Origin of the sequence: Demequina capsici (assembly GCF_032102965.1) — a bacterium.
GTDB classification, from domain to species: domain Bacteria; phylum Actinomycetota; class Actinomycetes; order Actinomycetales; family Demequinaceae; genus Demequina; species Demequina capsici.
On record NZ_CP134880.1, the window covers coordinates 2878803 to 2895786 of the forward strand.

The window sequence follows — 16984 nt, forward strand, 5'->3', positions numbered from 1 at the left end:
CGCATCAAGGCGCGAGCGCACTGAGCGGCGCCGTGACGGTGCCATCGTCTGCCACCAGGATGGGACCGGTTCCGGTGACGACCAGTCGGAACGACGGCTCCTGCTCGGACTCCGTCTCGATCTGTGCGACTGCCCGTGCGAGCGACTCGATTCCCTTCGGCAGCTGTGCGCCTCCGAGCGTGACTTCGACCGCTCCCCACCGTCCGTCAGGGAGGGTGACGACGGCGTCGATCTCATTGCCGTAGGAGTCCTGATAGTGCTTGACCTCGCCCCGGAGCCCGCTCGCCAGCACGGTAAGGTCATGGACCACCGCGCTTTCGAAGAGGAATCCGAGGGTTTGCAGGTCGCCCATGAGCCTCTCAGGCCCCGCGCGCAGCGCCACGGCGGCAAGCGCGGGGTCGACGAGGTGCATCTTCGACGAGACGCGGACGGTGGCGCGCGAGCGGAGCTTCGGGGCCCACGCTTGCTGCGACTCGATGACGAAGAGCCGCTCGAGCAGTCCCACATAGCGCCCCACGGTCTCAGCGTCGATCGTCGGCGCGATCGACCGCATGTCCGAGGCCAAGGTCCTGTGGCTCACCGGAGACGCGACCGCCCGTGCTAGCGAGGCGATGAGCTGCTGGAGCACCGCAGGTTCATGGCGTATGTCGGCGATGCGCCGGATGTCGGCCCTCGTCACGTCATCGATGTATCCGCGAAGGAGGTCGGCCGCGTCGTCCGGCGCTAGCTCGGTCATCGCAGGGAATCCCGGTCGCAGCAGGTTGCCGACGATCGCTTCCAGCTCGATCCCGGCGCCAAGGTCGGCTGCTGGTTTCTCACCCGCGAAGAGGGAGGCAAGGCTGACGGCACCTGACGGCTCGTCGAGCTTCTCCCACCACGACATCGTGCGCTGACGCAACCGCAGGAATCGGCCTGCACCGGTGTGCCGTGTGACCTCATCGGCAGGCACAGCCGAGCCGGTGAGGATGAAGCGGCCCGTCGCCGGTGACGCGTCGACGGAACGCCGCACGAGATTCCACAGGACCGGCGCGTTGGTCCACTCGTCGAGCAGTCGTGGCGACGGGCCGTCGAGCAGCGACTTCGGAGCGACCGATGCGAGGAGCCCCATCTCATCGTCGTCGAGGAACACGTGCGAACCAGCGGCGTGCAGCGCCGTCATCGTCTTTCCGCTCGCCCTAGCGCCCTCGATCACCACTGCACCGGCGGTGCGCAAGGCACGCTGAAGCGCACCGTCGATCACGCGCGGCCGATACTCGCGCCCCTGCACAGCCTCGGTATCCATTCCTTCAGGCTACCCACAATCGAGCACTATGCCGACAATTGTTGGGTGTCTATCCGGATTAATAGTGAAGGTCTAGGCGGACGATTGTTGGCTCGGTGCTCATTCGGCGGTCGCGGCCGTCGTCTCCTTGAGCGGCTTCGCCGCCGGCACCACGGCGATCGCGAGCAACGAGACGACGCCGACGGCGAGCATCGCGTCGAGCACGCCCACGTGGTCACCCAGGAAGCCGATCAGCGGGGGGCCCATGAGGAAAGCCCCATAGCCGATGGTCGACACGACGGAGAGGCGCACGGCGGCGCGCGCGGGATCGTCCGATGCGGCGGACATGCCGACTGGGAAGCCGAGGCTCGCGCCGACGCCCCAGACGGCGACGCCCACGAAGGCCAGCCATGGCGGCCCGAAGACGACGAGTGCGCATCCGACGATCGCGGTCGCGAACAGCACCCGCAGCACGGCGACCCGGCCGAACCGGTCGAGCAGCCCGGTTCCGAGGATCCGCCCCGCGGTCATGAACACCAGGAACACCGACAGCGCGACCACGCCCATCGCGTTCGACGTGCCATGGCCGTCGACGAACGCGACTGCCATCCAGTCGTTGGCGGTGCCCTCGGTGAAGGCGGCGGCGAGGACCATGACCCCGATCAGCAGCGTGCGCGGCTCGAGCCACGGCGAGCGGGCCCTGCGGGTGACGTCGACCGCCTCGGTGCCGCCCTCGTCGTACGCCGGAAGGAAGCTCCTGGTCACCCACCACATGCCTGCCGCACTCAGCACGGCGGCGGCACCGATGTGGAGGCCTACGGGCACCTCGAGCCACGTGATCAGGGCGCCGAGCAGCGCGCCGATGACCGTGCCGCCCGAGAACCCCGCGTGAAACCACGGCATGATGGCGCGCCCGAGCGCCTGCTCGACGATCGAGCCCTCGAGGTTCTGGGCCACGTCCCAGGTGCCGAACCCGAGCCCCACGAGGAACAGCGGGAGCATCACGAGCGGGATCGCGGCATGCGCCTCGACGGCCACGCCCGCGAGCAGGATGCCAGGCAGCGATACGGCGCCGCCGAGCCGCACGGTGTTCGCCGCACCGATGCGATGCGCGACTCGTCCCGCGACCGGCAGGCCGCAGAGCGAGCCGACGGAGAGCGCGAGGAGCAGCAGGGACAGCTGCCCGGGCGTCAGGCCGAGCATGTCCTTGACGTCGGGCACGCGCGACATCCACGAGGCGAACGCGAAGCCGTTCACCGTGAAGACCAGGAGCGTCGCGTTCCTGGCTGCGGCGACGGCCGCCGGGCTGCGGGTCAGGTCCGCGGGGTGCGATGTCATGGGTCAACTCTCCTGGGTTGCGAGGATCCGCGCGAGCAGAGCCGTGGGGCTGGACATCGGCGGCGATCTCCCGTCACAAACAGACAACCTTGTCGGTATTCGGTACCATAGCACCGAAACGTTTCGACCGCCGTCGCACGCCCACGGCCTCGCACAGGGAGTCTCAATGGAGAGCACCACCAAGAACCGTCAGTCCGACGCCACCCTCCGCACCCTGATCGCGGCCGCCTACGGCGACGACCAGGTGCCCACGGAGCCCGAGTTCGCGCACGAGATCACCGAGGGCTGGTTCAACGTCGCCTACCGCATCCGCCTGCGCGACGGACGTCAGACGGTGCTCAAGATCGCACCCCCGAGCGACGTCCCCGTGCTCACCCGCGAGGTGGGCATGATGCGCGCCGAGCTCGAGGCGATGCGCCTGGTCGCTGAGCACACCACCGTGCCGGTCCCACGCATCGACCATGCCGACCTCTCGCATGAGGTGGTGGACGCCGACCTGTTCTTCATGGAGCTCATCGACGCCGACAACTTCGGATTCGCCGCCGGCGACGGCAGGCTGGACGCGCAGACCGTCGCCGCGGGCAACCGTGAGCTCGGCGCCCTCAACCGTGAGATCAACTCGATCATCGGTCCACACTTCGGGCCGCTGCTCGGTGCGGGATCGCCCACCTGGCGCGAGGCGTTCACGCTCATGATCGAGGAGACCCTGGCGGACGGCGAGAAGGTCGGGATCGACCTCGGTTGGCACCCGGACGCGATCCGCGCCGTGCTCGCCGAGCACGCGGACGCCCTGGACGAGGTCACCACCCCGCAGCTCGTGGAGGTCGATCTCTGGGCCAAGAACTCGATGATCCGCGACGGGCGCATCGTCGCCATCCTCGATCACGAGCGCGCGATCTACGGCGACCCCCTCATGGAGGCCGGCCTCACCGGGCTCGACATGCCGTTCTTCGGGGACCCGACGGACTTCATGACGGGCTTCGGCCTCACCGAGCTCACCGACGCCCAGCGCACCCGGCGACGCCTGTACTCGCTGTACCTGGCGGTGATCATGACCGTGGAGACGAGGTACCGCGGCCACACCACCACCGAGATCTACGACCTCGGCCGACGCGAGCTCGACGCGCTCATGGCAGCCTTGGGCCGCACGCGCTGACCCCGCCGTGACCACCCGAGCCACCCGCGACCACGCGGAGAGCCTCGGCAGCCGCCCCATCGGCCGACTGCTCTGGTGGACGTGCTCGCAGACCACCCTGTCCGTCGGGATCTACGGCGTCTACGCGCTCACCAACGCATGGTTCGTCGCCCGCGGCGTCGGCGCGGACGCGCTCGCCGCCGTCAACCTGGTCGCACCGCTCCTGCTGCTCCTGGGAGCGGCGTCGACGACGGTGGGAGTCGGCGGCGCATCGCTCGTGTCGCGCAGTCTCGGCGCCCGCCGCCCGGACGACGCGGCGCACGCCGCAGCGCAGTCGTTCGGCCTGTTCTGGGCGACCGCCATCACCGTCTCCGTCGTGGGGCTCGCCCTGCTCGATCCCCTGCTGCGCCTGGTCGGGGCGAACGACGCGACCCTGCCCTACGCGCGCCCCTACGCCGCGGTGCTCATCGCCGGCGCCATCTTCTCCACCGGCTTCTCGGCGATCGTGCGGGCCGAGGGCAGGCTGCTGTTCTCGACGATGCTGTGGGTGATCCCCGTGATCGTGCAGATCACGTTGGACCCCGTGCTCATCTACGGCCTCCACCTGGGCGTCGTCGGTGCCGCGCTCGGGACGGTCGGAGGGCAGGCCGTGTCCGCATTCATGGCGCTGTGGTTCTTCTTCGGACAGCGCGCCCGCCCGTACCGGATCCGCGCCTCGCACCTCCGACCGCACGCGCGCACGGTGAAGGAGATCGTGTCCATCGGAGCGCCGTCGTTCCTCACGGGCCTCGGCGCGACCCTGCTCGCGCTCGTCGTCAACGTGACCCTCGCAGCCGCCTCCACCGCCGCGCTCGTCGGCTACGCGGTCGCGGGGCGCGTCCAGACCTTCGCGTCCATGCCGCACACCGGCATCACCCAGGGCACGCAGCCGATCATCAGCTACAACGCCGGGCGACTGGACGAGGCACGAGTCGACCGCACCCGCACGCTCGCTCTTCGCGCCACCGTGGTCTACGGCGCGCTCGCCGCCACGTTCCTCCTCATCGCCGCGCCCTGGATCGCGGGCGCCTTCGTCACCGACCCCGCCACCATCGACGTCGCCACGACAGCGATCCGGGCCGTCGCCGCCGGCGTGGTGCTCGCGGGAGTGCCCCCAGTGATCTCCGCATGCTTCCAGGCGCTCGGCCGGCCGTCGCCGTCGTACTGGATCTCCGTGGGAACCCTGATCGGGATCAAGCTCCCGCTGGTGCTCGCCCTCGGCACGCTCGGGCCTGCCGGCATCTGGATCGCGCTGCCGCTGGGCGAGGCCGCAGCCGCAGGCGCCGCCTGGCTGGTGCTACGCCGCACCACCGCGTTCACGGTACGGTCGGAGCGCCCATGAGCCACCCCGCATCCAAGCCCTCCTCCGGCAGCTACCCCAAAGGCGAGCGCCGCAAGGCCGACATCGTCTCCGTGGCTCTCGAGCTGTTCGCCGCCCAAGGCTACGAGCGCACCAGCATGGTGCAGGTGGCGGCCGCCTGCGGCATCTCCCGCGCGGGACTGCTGCATCACTTCCCCACCAAGGAGGAGCTGCTGGCGGCGGTGCTCGAGGAGCGCGACAGGATCGACGACGCCCGCCACTTCGACCACCTGGATCCCGGCCGGCCGCTCGAGTGGCTCGCAGGCCTGGTCGACCTCGCCGCCTTCAACACCACACAACCCGAGCTCGTGAGGCTGTTCGCGGTGCTCTCCGCCGAGGCGTCGTCCCCTGCACATCCCGCGCACGACTACTTCGTGCAGCGCTACGCCACCACACGCGACGACTATGCGCGCACCGTCGCCGAGCTCGTGCGCCAGGGCCTTCTCGCCAAGGGCGTGGAGCCGGAAGGGCTCGAGGCGGAGCTGATCGCGCTGACCGACGGACTCCAGATCCAGTGGCTGCTGGACCCGAGCATCGACATGCCTCGGCTCCTGCGGCGACGGCTGCAGCAGCTCCTGTCCGTGCGTCTGCCCGACTGACGCCTCACCAGACCAGGCTGTTTGGCACCCGTACCGGTTCGACGTTATAGTCGGCGGAGGCTTGCAACCGCGCCTTGACGCGGGCAATACCCGGGTGCCATCACCGACGATGGCCTCCCTACGTCGTCCATGCAACGAGGTATTGCCGTGATCGTCCGCCGAGTTCTCAACAACAGCATCGTCGCCGCCATCGACGACAACCTCGATGAGGTCATCCTGCTGGGCCGTGGCATCGGGTTCAAGTCGTCCCCTGGTCAGCACGTGGACCCCGCCACCGTGGACAAGGTCTTCCGCCTGGATGGACGCGCCGCGCAGGACCGCTTCGCGCTCGTCGCGCAGTCCGTGCCCGCCGAGGTGCTGCAGGCGACCGAGGAGATCGTCGCCGCAGCCCGCGAGCGCCTCGAGGCACCGCTGTCCGACACCGTCTTCGCGGCGCTGGCCGACCACCTGGCCTACGCGGTCGAGCGCCAGGCGCAGGGCGTCTCGCTGGCGAACGCCCTCGAATCCGAGGTCAGCCGCTTCTACCCCGCGGAGCATCGGCTAGGGCTGGACGCCCTGGCGATCGTCGCACGCGTCATCGGCACCGCGCTTCCACGGGACGAGGCGACGAACATCGCGCTGCACCTGATCAACGCGCAGACCGCCGGCGGCGGATCGGCCCACCGCGAGATCGAGCTCACCCACCAGATCCTCGACGTCGCGCGCCTCCACCTGGGGCTCACGTACGACGAGAGCAGCCTCGAGTATCAGCGCTTCTCCCAGCATGTGCGGTACTTCGCCCAGCGCGTGCTGCGCGGGAAGACCGTGGACAAGGACGACGACGACGGCCTGCTGAGCGTGCTCGTCGAGAAGAAGCCGGAGCTCGTCGCCTGCGCGGTGCGCATCGCCGCGTTCGTGAAGGAGCGCCACGGCCAGGAGATGTCATCGTCGGAGATGGTCTATCTGACGATGCACCTGGACAGGGTCGCCTGACCCCGTCCGAACCCATCCGCGGCGCGTCAGGTCTCTCCGCGTCAGCCGCTTCCCTACAGAGGAGAGTCACCATGAAGTACAGCGACGACGCAGTCGCGATCCTGGAAGGCGTCGGCGGCGCAGACAATGTCGCCGACGTGTTCCATTGCATCACGCGCCTGAGGTTCACCCTGAAGGACGAGTCGAGGGCCGACACCGCCGCGGTGCGTGCGGTCCCGGCCGTCATGGGCGTCAACAAGGCCTCCGGGCAGTACCAGGTCATCATCGGCAACGACGTGCCCCAGGTGTTCGAGGCCCTCGTGGCCGAGGCCCCGCAGCTCGCCGGCAGCCAGTCCACGGCGAAGGCCGCGGACGCTCCCAGGAAGAAGTGGCACGAGTCGTTCTTCGACTTCATCTCCGGCGTCTTCGCGCCGATCCTCCCGGCCATCGCCGGCGCCGGTCTGCTCAAGGGACTGCTGGCGCTGCTCGTGTTCCTGAACTGGATCGACGCGACCACGCAGACCTACACGCTGCTGTCCTCCCTGGCAGACTCCGTGTTCTATCTGCTTCCCGTGGTGCTCGCCGTCACCGCGGCGCGCAAGCTCGAGGCCAACCCCTACGTCGCCATGGGCATCGCAGGCGCGCTGATCTACCCGGGCTTCACCGCGCTGCTGGGCGGCGAGGACGCCGTGCGCTTCCTCGGGATGCCGGTCACCGCGGTGACCTACTCCTACTCCGTGATCCCCGTGCTGCTGGCGATCCCGCTGATGGCCGTGGTGGAGAGGGGCTGGAAGCGCGTCATCCCGGACACGCTGAAGCTCATGTTCGTGCCGCTGCTGACCATGCTGGTGGTCTTCCCCATCACGATCCTGCTGCTGGGCCCGCTGGGCACCTTCGTTGGCAACGGCGTGTCCGGCGGCATCAACTGGCTGATGGAGAACGGCGGATTCCTGGGCGGCGCGATCATCGGCGGCCTGCTGCCGCTGATCATCATGACCGGCATGCACTACGCGCTGGTGCCGTTCATCCTCACCAACCTGGCCAACCTGGGCTACGACAAGTTCCTGCCGCTCACGTACGTGCAGACGTTCGCCACCGCGGGTGCGGTGGCAGGCGTCGCGGTGCGCGCCAAGAGCAAGGGCCTCAAGGCGCTCGCCGCCTCCACGAGCTTCACCGGCTTCATGGGCGTGACCGAGCCGGCCCTGTACGGCATCGCGATCCCTCTGCGTCGTCCGCTCATCGCAACCATGATCGGCGGCGCCGCCGGTGGCGCCATCTCGCTCGGCTTCGGCGCCAAGGCGTTCGTGCTGGCCGGCAACGGCGGCATCCCCGGCATCCCTGCACTGATCGGCGACACGTTCGTGTGGGCGATCATCGCGGTCGTGGTCGCAGCGGTCGTCGCGTTCGTGGCGAGCGTCATGCTCGGATTCGATGAGTCGGCGCTGGACAGGGCGGCAGGCATCTCCACGGGCGACGAGGCATCCTCGCAGGCCGGCACCATCATCGGCTCCCCGGTGGACGGTGTGGCCGTCGAGCTGGCGTCGGTGGACGACCGCACGTTCTCGCAGGGCGTCATGGGCCCCGGCATCGCCGTGGTCCCCGCGAACGGCGAGGTGGTGTCCCCCGTGGCGGGCACCGTCGTCACCGTGTTCCCCACCGGCCACGCCCTCGGGCTTCGTACCGCCGATGGCATCGACCTGCTGATCCACATCGGCATCGACACGGTGGCGTTGGGCGGCAAGGGCTTCACCGCCCACGTCGCACAGGGCGACACGGTCAAAGCCGGCGACAGCCTGGTGTCCGTGGACCTGGACGCCGTGGGAGCCACGCACGACACGACGGTCATCATGGTGGTGACGGACGGTGCCGCCGACGATGGCGTGGTGGCCGACACCCGCGGCGACGTGAAGGCGGGCGCTCCCCTGATGACGGCCCAAGCGGCCGCCGCGGTGGCGGTGGTCGCATGACGGCCGGCTTCCCCGACGGCTTCCTGTGGGGGGTGGCCCACGCCGCCAACCAGTGCGAGGGCTCCTACGACGCCGACGGCAAGGGCCTGTCCCAGGCGGACGTGATCCCGTCACCGCAGGCGATGGACTACGTCAACATCGGCGACCTCATGAAGGTGTCGCGGGAGCAGATCGCCACGGCGGTCGCGTACCACGGCACCGAGGGCTACCCGAAGCGTCGCGGCACCGACGCCTACGCCCGGTGGGAGGAGGATGCCGCGCTCTTCGCGGAGCTCGGCATCAAGGCGCTGCGCATGTCCATCGCGTGGACCCGCATCTTCCCGAACGGCGTGGAGGCGGAGCCGAACGAGGCCGGCCTGGCGCACTACGAGAGGATGTTCACCCGGCTGCGCGAGTCCGGCATCGAGCCGGTCGTCACCATCTCCCACTACGAGATGCCTCTGCATCTCGTGACGGAGCTGGGCGGCTGGGAGAACCGCGAGGTCATCGGGCACTACGTGCGGTACGCAGAGACGATCCTGCGCCGCTACCGGGGGCTCGTGCGGCACTGGCTCACGTTCAACGAGATCAACACGACGCTGATCGAGCCCTACACGAGCGCGGGCCTGCTGGAGGACCCGGAGCGCCCCATGGAGCCCCGCTCCTACCAGGCGCTCCACCACCAGTACCTGGCGAGCTCGCACGCCACGCGGATCGCGCATGAGGTGGACCCTGCCAACCGGGTCGGCTGCATGCTGGCCCGCATGACCCACTACCCGGCCACGTCGGACCCGGACGACGTGCTGGAGGCCCAGCGCCTCAACGAGATGAACCTCCAGCACACCGACGTCCAGGTGCGGGGCGCGTACCCCGGGATCGTGCGTCGCTACTGGCGGGAGCACGGCATCGAGATCGCCATGGAGCCTGGCGACGAGGAGCTGCTGGCGGAGCACGCCGTCGACTTCCTGTCGTTCAGCTACTACATGACACTCGTGGCCGCAGCCGACCCGTCGACGTACGGACAGACCGGCGGGAACCTGTTCAGCACCATCAAGAACCCGAACCTGCCGGTGACGGAATGGGGCTGGCACCTGGACCCGGTCGGCCTGCGCGTGACGTTGAACGACCTGTGGAACCGCTACCAGGTCCCGCTGTTCATCGTCGAGAACGGGCTGGGCGCCACCGACCAGGTGCTGCCCGACGGCTCCATCCAGGACGACCACCGCATCGACTACATGCAGCGGCACCTGGAGGCGGTCCGGGAGGCCATCGCCGACGGCGTGGACCTCCTCGGCTACACCTGCTGGGGAGGCATCGACATCGTCAGCGCCTCCACGTCGCAGGTGACCAAGCGGTACGGGCTCATCTACGTGGACGCGGACGATGCTGGCCACGGCACGTACGACCGGACGCGCAAGAAGAGCTTCGGGTGGTACCAGGAGCTGATCGCCTCGAACGGGGCGTCGCTGGGCTGACACCCTGCGTCGCCTCGGGCAACGATCGGCGCGCGTGGGTCCTCTCCCCCGTGGGGACCCATGCGCGTCGGTCGCTCAGCGGCCTCCCAACTCCATCAGGCCTGACAGCAGGCCGCGCGCCCAGTGGTACTGACCGTCGTCCGGGTACCTCCGGTAGGCGGTCTCGACGATCATCAGGACCAGCACGTACGCGCTGTAGAGCCGACGACGCGTCTGCTCCGCCGGCGTGAGCTCCTCGAGGCCGTAGCCTCGCATGAAGTCGCTCGGGTCGCCGAAGTCGGGCAGGTCGACGCCGGTGAAGCCCGCCTCGATCAGCGGATCGCCGTACAGGGCACGCTCGTGGTCGATGAGCGCGACGATCCTGCCGTCGTGCACCATGACGTTGCCCGGCCACAGGTCCCATTCGACGAACCGAGGCTCGGTGACCTCGTCCAGCACGTCGAGGTGCGCCGCAAGGTCGCCTCGAATCGCCTCGTAGGGGACGCCGAGGTCGACGCCGGCGCGCTCGCCGTCGCGAAGGATGTCCTCCATCATGCTGGCGAACGCCTCGCGCCACGTGCCGAAGCCGGGCATGTGCAACGGCCCGAACCGGTCGCCGACGATCCCGTTGAGCTCCCTGTTCAGCGCACCGAGATCGCGTCGCAGGCCGGCCGCACCGGCCTCGGTCAGCGCGGCCGAGTCGGTCAGCGCCGCGAGGGTCGCTCCCTCGATGAGCGGCATGACGAACCAGTCGGCGTCCACCAGCTCGTGCGTGACATCCACATGCTCCACCGCGGGAACCGGAACGTCCGTGAGGTCGGCGATCAGCGCGAGCGCCGCCACCTCGTTCCGCATGATCCCCCGCTCGCAGGTCAGGACCGTGACGTGAGCCGGCGGCGCGATCTTGAGCACCACGCGTCGCCCGCTGCGCAGCGTCAGCACATAGGCGATGTTGAAGTAGCCGTCGCCCAGCTCCACGGCGAAGTCGTCGCCGTCGGGCACCTGGTCGGGTCCGTAGGCCCGCTCGATGATCTGCCGGAGCACCCGCGGCGGCTGGCGGTTCTTGGTGATGCTCTCCATGGGCCTTCCTCTGCGCTGCGGGGGCTGGGAAGAACCTACTCCCCCGCCCGCGCGACGTTCAGTCGCCAGAGGTGGGCGGGATCACGAACGTGTGGAACGAGTCAGGATCGAGCGTGACCGCCAGCACCTGGTGACCCACCAGGTAGGAGACGTCCGCCGGCGCGCCGCCGTCGTTGTGGGCGACGATCACGAGCGAGCCGTCGGGATTGGTGAACGCGAGCTGGTTCTCGAAGCCCGAGTAGCTGAGGGTGGGGACGACGCGCGCGCCCACCTGCACCAGGTGCGACACGTGCTTGAGCAGCTGGTACTCGTGGGTGAGCCTGTGCTCACGGGTGTGGGGGTCGACGACCACGAAGGAGTTCTGGGACCAGCCCCACCGGCTGACTCCGCCCTCGAGCAGCGCCATGTTCCAGTACATGTAGGCCGTGGCGCCGTTGTTGAAGAAGGCGCGCATGATCTGCCAGGCATGACGTGCGTGGCGCCAGTCGTTGCGCCCGTCGCCGCACTCCTGCTCTGTCTGCCAGATGGGCAGGTCGGGGTTGTCGTGGTGAACGAAGGGCACCGCACCCCTCCCGGCCCATTGGGCTCCCAGGCCACGAACCCACGGCGAGGCCTCCGGGTCGTCGAGCACCCGGGTGACCATGCCGTCGTCCGCGCGCTCGAGCGTGCCGAGGAACACCTGCACGTCGCGCGCGTCCATCTCGGGGCCCAGGACCCGGATGAAGCGCGCGAGCGACTCGGGCGTCCACGTGCAGCTGGGGAACGGCTGCGCGGAGTTGAACTCGTTCTGAGGCATCACGGTGTCGATGCGGATGCCGCGCTGGGCGTACGCGTCGATGAAGCGACCGAAGTAGCGCGCATAGGCCGTCAGGTGGGCGTCGTCGACCAGGAACATGTCCGTGCCCTCGTGGCCCACCTGGTCCTCGCGCAGTCCGTTCTGGACGTTGCCGAAGGCGGGGTGCGGCATGGCGCCGGCGTAGTGTCCGTTGGACTTCATCCATGTGGGCGGGCTCCAGGGGGACGCCCAGAGCCGCAGGCCGGGCCGTTGCTGCTGCGCGGCGTGGATGAACGGCAGCAGGGTCTGCTCGTCATGCTCGATGCTGAAGTGGTCGAGAGCGAGGTCCCCGGGCTGCTCGTCATAGGAGTACCAGTCGCGGGAGAAGTCGTTGGCGCCGACCGGCATGCGGCACAGGCTCAGGTTGAGGCCCGCGCCAGGCGCGAACAGGTCGCGCAGGATGTCCTCGCGGGCGTCGGCGTCGAGGAGGGCGAGCGCGTCCCAGCCCATCTCGTTGAAGGACGCGCCGAATCCCTCGATGGTCTGCTGAGGGTTGTCCAGCTGCAGCAGGACCGACGGCATGGCGCTCACCGCGCTCAGGGACGGTGCCTCGCGCTCCTGCCAGGCCAGGTGCTCGGTGGTCGTGATCCAGCGGATCGGATTCATGGCGTCGTCGCCTCCTTTGGCGTCGCGGCAGCTGCAGTCCCTCGCTTTCAAACCCTAGCATTCGCTTGGTTTTACATGGAAGCCCTCACGCGGTCCCTGCCTCACCATGATTGCCAGCACTGACGCGCGCCGCCCACAATGGCTGGCGTGACCGAGATCCTTGTAGCGCTGCTCGCCGTCCTCGCTGTCACCGCCGCCGCGGCCGTCGGCGGCCCCCGGCTGGGCGTCGCCTCGCCGCTGATGCTCGTCGCGGTCGGCGTGGCCGCGAGCCTCCTCCCGTCGCTGGGATCCATCGAGGTCGAACCCGAATGGATCCTCGAAGGACTGCTGCCGCCGCTGCTGTACTCGTCCGCGGTATCGATGCCCGCGATGAACTTCCGACGCGAGTTCACGTCCATCAGCGCGTTGTCCGTCACGCTCGTCATCGCCACGTCGCTCGCGCTCGGCCTGTTCTTCATGTGGGCCGTACCTGGACTGGGGTTCGCCTGGGGCGTGGCGCTCGGAGCGATCGTGAGCCCGACGGACGCGGTTGCCACGTCCATCGTGAAGCGCCACCCGGTCTCCAAGCGCGTGATCTCCATGCTCGACGGCGAGAGCCTCATCAACGACGCCTCCGCGCTGGTGCTGCTGCGCACCGCGATCGTCGGGACCGCGGCGACGTTCTCCCTGTGGGGCGCCGCAGGCACGTTCGCCTACTCGGTGATCGTCGCCGTCCTGATCGGCGGAGCGATCGGCATGCTCAACCTCAAGGTGCGCGCCCGAGTGAAGGAGCCGACGGTCAGCACCGTCATCTCCTTCATGGTGCCCTTCGCGGCTTCGCTGCCCGCGGAGCTCCTCGGGGCGTCCGGGCTGGTGGCAGCCGTGGTCGCAGGCCTCGTCGCCGGCATCCGCGCGCCCCGAGAGATCTCCCCGCAGAATCGACTCTCCGACACCCTCAACTGGCGGACCATGGACCTGGTGCTCGAGAGCATCGTGTTCCTGCTCATGGGCTTGCAGCTGCGCTCGGTCGTGACGCACGTGCAGGACAACGTGGGCGGGACGGGCACCGCCGCGCTGATCGCTCTCGCGGCGCTAGGACTCACCCTGGCCGTGCGCACCGCGTTCGTCGGCCCCCTGCTGGTGGGCCTCAAGCGGAAGGCCGCGCGGAAGGTGCAGGCGCAGGAGCGCCTTGTCAGGCTTCGAGACAAGATCGACACCGCGGTGCACGACGAGCAGCGCTCCGAGCCGTACGTGTTCAAGGGCCGCGAGTTCTCCGAACGGCAGACGCTGCAGGTCCGCCAGCGGATCGCGCGCTCACTCGCCGACATCGACTACTTCGTGCGCGCCCCTCTCGGCTGGCGCGAGGGCGCCGTCGTCGTGTGGGCGGGTATGCGCGGAGCCGTCACCGTCGCCGCCGTGCAGACGCTTCCTGCACAGACCCCGCACCGGTCGCTCCTGGTGCTGATCGCGTTCCTCGTGGCGCTCTTCTCACTGCTGCTCCAGGGCGGCACCATGGGCCTCTTCCTCCGGATCATCGCGCCGCCGGAACCCGTCGACGTCGCTGCGCTCGACAGGGCGGAGCGCGCCGAGGTGCTGGACCTGCTGCGTGAGCGCGCACGCGCCATCGCCCCGCCAGAGGTATCCGAGGACGCGGCTCGGGAGACGAAGCTCGAGGCTGCGCGCACGCACCGCCTCGAGGTTCTCGCCGCCCAACGGGCGGCCCTGCTCGACGCCCGCGCCGACGGCAGGTTCGACGCGGACGTGCTCGAGTCCGAGCTGGCGAACCTGGACGCGACGGAGATCGCGATCGAGCTTCGCGGCCGCGGCCGTCTGTAGGGCGTGCCTGGCGAACGGACACGCGCCGAGGTACGGATCAGGGCACGTGATCGCGAGCCATCGGTGCTGAGAGCAGGCCCTTCGCCCGCCGGGACGCGCCACCGATGCGAGGCACTGTCGAGTCGTGGCGCCCTGCAGGCTCCTCCGCGCACCAGCCTTCTAGTTGCCCAGCATCGCGTTGAGTGCGCTGCGCAGGGCATTGCGCTGCTCGTCTGTGAGTGCCGCTGTCAGCTGCGCGTTCGCCTCGGCGACGAGGGGTTGCAGGCGGATCCGTTCCGCGAGCCCGCGCTCGGTGAGGGTCACGACGTTGCGGCGAGCGTCAGCCGAGTCACGCTCACGTGCGACGAGCCCACGCCGCTCCATCCGCGTCACCAGGTCGGCCACGGTCGAGCGGTCCAGGTCCACCTCATCGCACAGCTCCCGCTGGCTCGCGCTGCCGCGGCGATCGAGGACGACCAGGATCGAGTACTGGACGCTCGTGATCTCCGTGGAGACGATGCGCGACCACGCGGCCAGGTGCGCCTGCTGGGCGCGGCGGATCAGGTACCCGGTGTGCCGTTGCGGCTCCTGCTCGGTGTCGCTCACCGGTCGATCATGACAGAGCGATCGGCGCCTGCTCCAGGAGCACCGGCTCGAAGACCGCGCTCAGCTCGGCACGGGCCGTGAGAGGCAGCACGTGCGCCACGTACTGGTCAGGTCGGACGATGACGAGCGCGCCGTCGTCCCCGATGCCGCGCGCGGCGAAGACGTCGTCGGCCGGGTCCACGGCCCAGACCTTCTCCCAGTCCTGCAGGCCGAACGGGCCGGAGCGCGGCAGCAGCATCTGGGGCAACGAGGTGATGTCGACGTCGTGGTGGCCCGAGCGGAGGATCGCGTGGACGTCGAACACCGAGTCCAGATCCGCGTCGTCCCGCTGGAACCGATGCACGGGTGAGTCCGGCGAGTCGGTGAGCCAGGCCGCGAGCGCCAGCAGCTGCTCCCCGGTCCGGTCGCCGAACGCGTAGAGACGCCAACGTCCGTCGGCGGTGTGCGCGTGACCCAGGTGCATCCCCCGGGCGTCGGCGACGCGGACAGCGCGCGCCGAGTGGAAGCGGGTGCCGATCTCGAAGCCTGTCGCGAGCGCCTGGTGGGCGCCGTCGCCGGTGAGGCTCGACGGCCGGTAGCGGGTGGCGAGCCCCGCGGTGTAGCGGCCCTGCCGCGCGTACTCGGTCTGCATCTCGTCGGGGGTGACGCCGCCGAGCTCGGGGTGCTCGGGGTCGGTAGTGGGCTGCGCGATGAACGCGGACCAGAACTTGTCGAACTCGATCAGGTCCCGCGCGACGCTCTGGCGCTCCTCGGAGTAGGTGTCCAGCAGGCTCTCGGGCGAGCGGCCCTCGAGCACGGCGGCGAGCTTCCAGCCCAGGTTGAACGCGTCCTGGATGGAGACGTTCATGCCCTGGCCGGCCTTCGCGGAGTGGGTGTGGCAGGCGTCGCCCGCGATGAAGACGTGGGGGCGGCGGAGGCCGACGAGGTCGTCGGGCACGTCGTCGAAGCGGTCGGTGAGCCGCTGTCCCACCTCGTAGACGGAGGACCAGGCCACGGACCGCACGTCGATCTTGTACGGGTGCAGGATCGAGTTGGCGATCTCGGTCAGCTGCTCGGCGGTGGTCTGGCGGATCGCGCTGTCGCCGGCGGGCACCTCACCCAGGTCCACGTAGCAGCGGACCATGCTGCCGCCCTCGCGGGGGATCATCAGCAGGCTGCCCTTGCCGGCGGACTGGATGACGTTCTTGGTGCGCCAGTCGGGGAAGTCGGTGGTGGCCAGGACGTCCATGACGCCCCACGCGTGGTTGGCGGCGTCGCCGACGAGCTCGCGGCCGATGGCTCGGCGGACGTTGCTGCGTGCGCCGTCGCAGCCGACCACGTACCGGGCCCGGACGACGCGCTCCTCGCCTTGGTGCTCGCCCGCGGTGTGGTGCAGCGTCACCAGGACGGGGTGATCGCCCTCCCCCACGGTGAGGTCCGACAGCTCGACGCCGTAGTCGACCTCGAGGCGGCTGGCGGACTTGGCGGCATGGTCCAGCAGGTACTGCTGCATGCGCGCCTGGTTGACGATCACGTGAGGGAACTCGCTCAGGCCGTCGGGGGTGTCCTGCACCCATCCTGTGCGGGTGATCCTGTCGCGGTCCTCGGGCGACGGGCCCCAGAAGCGGACCTCGTTGACCCAGTACGCCTCACGCAGGAGCGCGTCGGCGAGGCCGAACGTCTGGAGCGTCTCGACGGTCCTGCAGGCGACGCCGTCGGCGTGCCCGAGCTCGAGCGGGGCGGCGCGCCGTTCGATGACGCGGGTCCCGATGCCGGGGAAGGCCGCGAGCTGTGCGGCGAGCACCGCTCCGGCAGGGCCGGTGCCAACGATGAGCACGTCGACCTCGTCGGGGATGTCGGCGGTGCGGGCCTTGGCCTGTGGCGAGGCGGGCTTCAGGTCGGGGTCGCCGGGGCGGTAGCCGTCGCGGTAGAACTGCATGGCTGATCTCCTTTGATCAGTGATGCTTCCGGGGTGCAGTCACGATAGGTCAGTACCCCAAC

Annotated in this window: 13 protein-coding genes; 7 read left to right on the top strand and 6 right to left on the bottom strand. The window is 69.5% G+C overall.

What is annotated here, in order from left to right; all coding sequences use genetic code 11:
- Window positions 1-4: 4 nt before the first annotated feature.
- Entirely contained in the window at window positions 5-1282 is a 1278-nt protein-coding gene (locus RN607_RS13665; RefSeq protein WP_313543184.1) for an ATP-binding protein, read from the bottom strand.
- Window positions 1283-1381: 99 nt separating this feature from the next.
- A complete protein-coding gene (locus tag RN607_RS13670) occupies window positions 1382-2599 on the bottom strand; it encodes an MFS transporter (RefSeq protein ID WP_313498079.1) in 1218 nt (405 codons plus the stop codon).
- A gap of 166 nt (window positions 2600-2765) precedes the next feature.
- Here RN607_RS13670 and RN607_RS13675 point away from each other — a divergent pair, with 166 nt between their 5' ends.
- The 6 genes from RN607_RS13675 (at window position 2766) to RN607_RS13700 (ending at window position 10104) form a co-directional block, all read left to right on the top strand.
- Window positions 2766-3755 carry a phosphotransferase family protein gene (locus RN607_RS13675; RefSeq protein ID WP_313543186.1) on the top strand — a complete coding sequence of 330 codons (990 nt, stop codon included), beginning with the start codon at window positions 2766-2768 and terminating at the stop codon, window positions 3753-3755.
- Window positions 3756-3762: 7 nt separating this feature from the next.
- A complete protein-coding gene (locus RN607_RS13680; protein WP_313543188.1) occupies window positions 3763-5115 on the top strand; it encodes an MATE family efflux transporter in 1353 nt (450 codons plus the stop codon).
- Window positions 5112-5732, top strand: a complete 621-nt coding sequence (locus RN607_RS13685; protein ID WP_313498086.1) for a TetR/AcrR family transcriptional regulator — start codon at window positions 5112-5114, stop codon at window positions 5730-5732. Before RN607_RS13680 ends, RN607_RS13685 begins: the two co-directional genes overlap by 4 nt.
- Window positions 5733-5879: 147 nt before the next feature.
- Window positions 5880-6704 carry a PRD domain-containing protein gene (locus RN607_RS13690; protein WP_313498089.1) on the top strand — a complete coding sequence of 275 codons (825 nt, stop codon included), beginning with the start codon at window positions 5880-5882 and terminating at the stop codon, window positions 6702-6704.
- A gap of 71 nt (window positions 6705-6775) precedes the next feature.
- Window positions 6776-8650 carry a beta-glucoside-specific PTS transporter subunit IIABC gene (locus RN607_RS13695; protein WP_313543190.1) on the top strand — a complete coding sequence of 625 codons (1875 nt, stop codon included), beginning with the start codon at window positions 6776-6778 and terminating at the stop codon, window positions 8648-8650.
- Window positions 8647-10104 carry a glycoside hydrolase family 1 protein gene (locus RN607_RS13700; RefSeq protein WP_313543192.1) on the top strand — a complete coding sequence of 486 codons (1458 nt, stop codon included), beginning with the start codon at window positions 8647-8649 and terminating at the stop codon, window positions 10102-10104. The genes RN607_RS13695 and RN607_RS13700 overlap by 4 nt, the downstream gene beginning before the upstream one ends.
- A 75-nt stretch (window positions 10105-10179) precedes the next feature.
- On the opposite strand, the gene RN607_RS13705 is transcribed toward RN607_RS13700, so the two are convergent.
- Both RN607_RS13705 and RN607_RS13710 read right to left on the bottom strand, forming a co-directional pair.
- The gene (locus RN607_RS13705; protein ID WP_313543194.1) at window positions 10180-11163 is read right to left on the bottom strand and encodes a phosphotransferase family protein; all 984 of its coding nucleotides are present in this window, start codon (window positions 11161-11163) and stop codon (window positions 10180-10182) included.
- Window positions 11164-11221: 58 nt separating this feature from the next.
- Entirely contained in the window at window positions 11222-12604 is a 1383-nt protein-coding gene (locus tag RN607_RS13710; protein ID WP_313543195.1) for a glycoside hydrolase family 30 protein, read from the bottom strand.
- A 138-nt stretch (window positions 12605-12742) separates the two neighbouring features.
- Between RN607_RS13710 and RN607_RS13715 the strand changes: the two genes are divergently transcribed.
- On the top strand, window positions 12743-14419 hold the full coding sequence (locus RN607_RS13715) for a cation:proton antiporter (RefSeq protein ID WP_438821354.1): 1677 nt from the start codon (window positions 12743-12745) through the stop codon (window positions 14417-14419).
- Window positions 14420-14578: 159 nt separating this feature from the next.
- Here RN607_RS13715 and RN607_RS13720 read toward each other — a convergent pair whose 3' ends face one another.
- Together RN607_RS13720 and RN607_RS13725 are read right to left on the bottom strand one after the other, a co-directional pair.
- Window positions 14579-15004: a MarR family winged helix-turn-helix transcriptional regulator gene (locus tag RN607_RS13720; RefSeq protein ID WP_313498105.1), complete on the bottom strand. Its 426-nt coding sequence runs from the start codon at window positions 15002-15004 to the stop codon at window positions 14579-14581.
- 7 nt (window positions 15005-15011) lie between these two features.
- Window positions 15012-16922: an FAD-dependent monooxygenase gene (locus tag RN607_RS13725; protein WP_313498108.1), complete on the bottom strand. Its 1911-nt coding sequence runs from the start codon at window positions 16920-16922 to the stop codon at window positions 15012-15014.
- Window positions 16923-16984: the final 62 nt, after the last annotated feature.